General features: G+C 71.1%; 5 protein-coding genes. 2 read left to right on the forward strand and 3 right to left on the reverse strand.

What is annotated here, in order from left to right; all coding sequences use genetic code 11:
• Positions 1 to 113: 113 nt before the first annotated feature.
• Complete coding sequence (gene metX, locus ACWDU1_RS30215; RefSeq protein ID WP_450003685.1) at positions 114 to 1,259, forward strand: homoserine O-acetyltransferase MetX; 1,146 nt, start codon at positions 114 to 116, stop codon at positions 1,257 to 1,259.
• 7 nt (positions 1,260 to 1,266) lie between these two features.
• Here metX and ACWDU1_RS30220 read toward each other — a convergent pair whose 3' ends face one another.
• The 3 genes from ACWDU1_RS30220 to ACWDU1_RS30230 form a co-directional block, all read right to left on the reverse strand.
• Positions 1,267 to 1,512 carry a DUF3017 domain-containing protein gene (locus ACWDU1_RS30220; RefSeq protein WP_450003692.1) on the reverse strand — a complete coding sequence of 82 codons (246 nt, stop codon included), beginning with the start codon at positions 1,510 to 1,512 and terminating at the stop codon, positions 1,267 to 1,269.
• 108 nt (positions 1,513 to 1,620) lie between these two features.
• Entirely contained in the window at positions 1,621 to 2,664 is a 1,044-nt protein-coding gene (locus ACWDU1_RS30225; protein WP_450003687.1) for a DUF6745 domain-containing protein, read from the reverse strand.
• Between the two features lie 42 nt (positions 2,665 to 2,706).
• On the reverse strand, positions 2,707 to 3,030 hold the full coding sequence (locus ACWDU1_RS30230; RefSeq protein ID WP_450003688.1) for a hypothetical protein: 324 nt from the start codon (positions 3,028 to 3,030) through the stop codon (positions 2,707 to 2,709).
• 190 nt (positions 3,031 to 3,220) lie between these two features.
• Between ACWDU1_RS30230 and ACWDU1_RS30235 the strand changes: the two genes are divergently transcribed.
• Positions 3,221 to 4,166: STM4015 family protein (locus tag ACWDU1_RS30235; protein ID WP_450003690.1), on the forward strand; the 946-nt coding region annotated here is incomplete at its 3' end.

Raw genomic sequence — 4,166 nt, forward strand, 5'->3', positions numbered from 1 at the left:
CTCCCTCCCTCTGGTCGCTCCAGAATCGGGCGGGCCCCGACCTACTCCCGAGCCGCCATTGATGCGTTTCCGGTATCGCCGCAGAGGGCGGGTCGGCGCACGGAAGCCGTCGCGTGACGGTGGGTACCGAGCGGACCACGGCCCGTCCCGTAGCACAGCTCCCGCCGCCCGACGGCACGCCCGGTCTCGTCTCGATCGGTGATCTCACGCTGGAGAACGGGGCCCGGCTGCCCGATATCAAGCTGACCGTCCAACGTTGGGGCGAGCTCTCCCCGACCCGGGACAATGTGGTGCTGATCGAGCACGCGCTGACCGGTGATTCCCATGTGGTGGGCGAACCGGACGCCGAACATCCGTCGCCGGGCTGGTGGAACGGGATGGTCGGACCGGGTGCGCCGGTCGATACCGACGAATGGTGTGTGGTCGCGACCAATGTGCTCGGCGGCTGCCAGGGCAGCACCGGGCCGGCCACCATCGCCCCGGACGGCGTGCCCTGGGGCTCGCGGTTCCCGGATATCTCCATCCGCGACCAGGTCGCGGCCGAGTTCCGGCTCTTCGACCTGCTCGGCATCGAACGCCTGGCCGCCGGGGTGGGGGGCTCGATGGGCGGTATGCGCGTCCTCGAGTGGATGCTCGGCGCACCGGACCGACTGGCCGCGGCACTGGTCCTGGCCGTCGGGGCGCGGGCCACCGCCGACCAGATCGGCACCCAGACCACCCAGATCGCCGCGATCACCGGCGACCCCGATTGGCAGGGCGGGGATTATCACGGCACCGGCCGGGCGCCGATGACCGGTATGGGCATCGCGCGGCGGATCGCGCACCTGACCTACCGCACCGAGGTCGAACTGGACAGCCGGTTCGGCAACAGCCCGCAACAGGGCGAGGACCCCTGGGACGGCGGCCGCTACGCGGTGCAGAGCTATCTCGAATACCAGGCCGAGAAGCTGGGCAAACGCTTCGACCCGGCCACCTATGTACTGCTCAGCGAGGCGATGAACCGGCACGATATCGGCCGCGGGCGCGGCGGTATCGAGGCCGCGATGGCCACCGCCGAAGTGCCGTGCATCGTCGGCGGTATCGACTCCGACCGGCTCTACCCGCTGCACACCCAGCGGGAACTGGCCCAGGGCCTGGCCGGATGCCGCCATTTCGAGGTCATCGCCTCCCGCGACGGCCACGACGGCTTCCTCACCGAGGCGGCGGCCATCGGCAAACTGCTGGTCCAGACGATGAATCTGGCCCGCGCCACCCGCTGACCGCGCGCTATCCCACCCCGAGGGTGTTGATGGTGGCGGCCAGGAACACGATCGAGCTGCCGAGCAGCGTCAGCGCTCCGACATCGAACGGACGGCTGCGCACCGCCAGCAGACCGACCCGGGCCGTCGGCAGGCACAGCCGGAAGGCGGCCGCGATCAGGGTGGCGCCGCCGAAGAAGAAGGCGCCACGACGCCAGCGATCCTGAGCGACGAAGACCACGGCGATCAGGATCACCAGCACCACCACCGCCATCGGCAGATGGCAGCGCAGGAAACCCCGCCAGCGTTCGCCGGTGCCGGGAGCGTCTTCGGTCAGGGTCTCGGCGTCGGTCACGCAGCCGATTGTTCCAGACGCGACCGGTCAGGTCTGCGCGACCGGGGCGTACTCGGCGGCGCCGAGACCGAAGGTCCACGCGACGCCCTCGCGGGCGGTACGGGTGGCGGGCGGGACCCGCAGCCAATAGGTGCGGCTGGTGCCGTCCGGTTCGGGAGTGGAGTTGACCACCTCCACCATCACCACGTCCTCGTCGCCGGTCATCGCGATCCGCCACAGGATCCCGGTCTCGTCGCGCTGGAGCGGTTCGGCACCGGATTCGGCGAGGTAGCGCTCGTAGCCGTAGTACTCGAGCATGACGCGCCGCAATTCGGCGTTCTCCTCGGTACGGATGCGGTCGGTGGTGAGCGACGCCAGTTCGGCCAGGAATTCGCCGGGCACCGGCATCCCGCGCCACGCGTACAGCGCGAAGCCGTCGGCGTACCCCACGGCCGGGCCGTCGGCGCGGTCCAGCCGGCCGGCCTCGTCGCGGTGCAGGGCGGTGGGGCGTTCGGCGATCACCGCGAGGTTCTCGTACGGCCACCACCAGCCCGCCTCCCGCGCCACCGCCGCCAGACCCTCCAATGCCGACCCCGCACCGGCATCGAAGGCGGACAGCCACGCCGCGTCGTGCTGGCCCAGCACCGCGTCCAGCAGCAGTAGACGGATGCGCAGTTCGCGGTCGGTGCCGGACGCCGGCACATCCGGGTCACTCGCGGATCCCGGGACCAGTTCGGCGACCACACCGTCACGGATACGCGTGACCACCGGATCGGTGAGTTCCCACAGGGCCGCCCCGCCGGCCTGCCAGTGCCGGGCGAAGCCCCGCGGGCCGAGTTCGGTATGCAATCGGTCCCGGGCGGCCGCCCACGGCGCGGTGCGAACCCGTTCCCGCACCGACCTTCCCGGCGCATCCGACGGTTCGGCCTCGAGCAGCCGGATCGCCTCCAGCGGCGACCGCGCCCAGACGATCCGCTCCGGCGCGCGCAGGCCCGCCCGCTCGTAGGCGAGCCGCACTCCGGTCTCGGCGGCGGCCCGGTCGCCGGGGCCGGTCGCCACGGAGATCGCGCGCCACACAGTCGTTTCGGTCATGAATCCCTGTTCCTTGTCTCGTGCGGGCGGGCCACGGCCCGCTCAGTCGGCAACGATCCGGACCGAACCCGGGATGTATTCGCGCTGGCGCACGACCCGATACCAGCCCTTGGGCAGCGTGATCGCGGCGTGTTCCTCGTGGGCCAGCCGGCCGCCCTCGGGCAGGTGCAGCACCATCGAGTTCGACGCGTGCGGTTCGTGGAACAGCGTGCCGGGCGACGCGAGCGCGTGGGCATGTCCTGTCACCTCCCCCAGGGCGAGCACCAGCCGTCCCCGTGCGTCGCGCCGCGCCTGCGGCCACTGCCGCGCGGCCGCCACGGAACTCTCTTCGACCGGGACGATCAGGACGTCTCCCTGGCGGTACATGCGGCTTCCTCCCGTTCCGGCGCGATCGCGCGGTTGCTGCCGGGACCATAGCGCCGCCCACCGACAGGATCCCGTAACCGACCGGCGGCGCCGGTTCCGGTGAAAACGGTCCTGCGTCAACACCGCTCGCCCACCGGTGGTCGTCCGGCACTGGTAGAACCTTCTCGGAACAGCGGCGAGGAAGGGTCTCATGGCGATCGGTCGACATCTGGAGCAATTCGCGGGACTGCCCGCCTTCGATTTCCCCCTGCCGGGGCGGTCCGCTCCGGCGCCACTGCCCGACCCGGACTCGGTGGCGTGGCGCATCCGGGCGGGGTCGTGGACCAGCGAACTCACCTGGCCCGCCGCCTTCACCGCGTTCCTCGACACAGTGGACACCACCCGGGTGACGGCGCTGATCGTCGGGCACTGGCTGACCGACGCGACCGACCCGGGTCTGGGCGGCGGCCGCGTGATCGAAGCCCTGGCCGCGGCCCGCGACCGCCTGCCCGCGTTGCGGGCGCTGTTCTTCGGTGACATCACCTACGAGGAGAACGAGATCTCCTGGATCCACACCGGCCCGGCGGGATCCCTGCTGGAGACGTTTCCGGCGCTGCGGGAATTCGGGATCCGCGGCTCGGAGGGACTGATCTTCCCGCCCGTGCGCCACCCCGCCCTCGAACGGCTCACGCTCGAATCGGGCGGCCTGCCCGCCGAGGTCGTGCGGAATATCGGGACCAGTGACCTTCCGGCACTGACCCACCTCGACCTGTGGCTGGGTACGAACGAATACGGCTGGGACGGCGAGATCTCCGATATCGCGGCGATCTGCGCCGGTGACCGGCTGCCGGGCCTGCGCCATCTCGCGCTGCGCAACAGCGAGATCCAGGACGAGGTGTGCGCGGCGCTCGCCGCGGCACCCGTGGTGGCCGGTCTCGAGACGCTGGACCTGTCCATGGGGGTACTCACCGACGACGGCGCGACCGCCCTGCTCGGCGGCCAGCCCCTCACCCATCTGAAACGCCTGGACCTGCACCACAACTATCTGAGCCGGGCCCTGCTGGAGCGCCTGCGGGAAACGCTGGAACCGGCCGGCGTGACCCTGGATCTGGATCCCGGCGACGCCCAGGACGATATGGACGGCGACGGCACGGTCT

The sequence above is a fragment of the Nocardia sp. NPDC003345 genome (genome assembly GCF_053589395.1).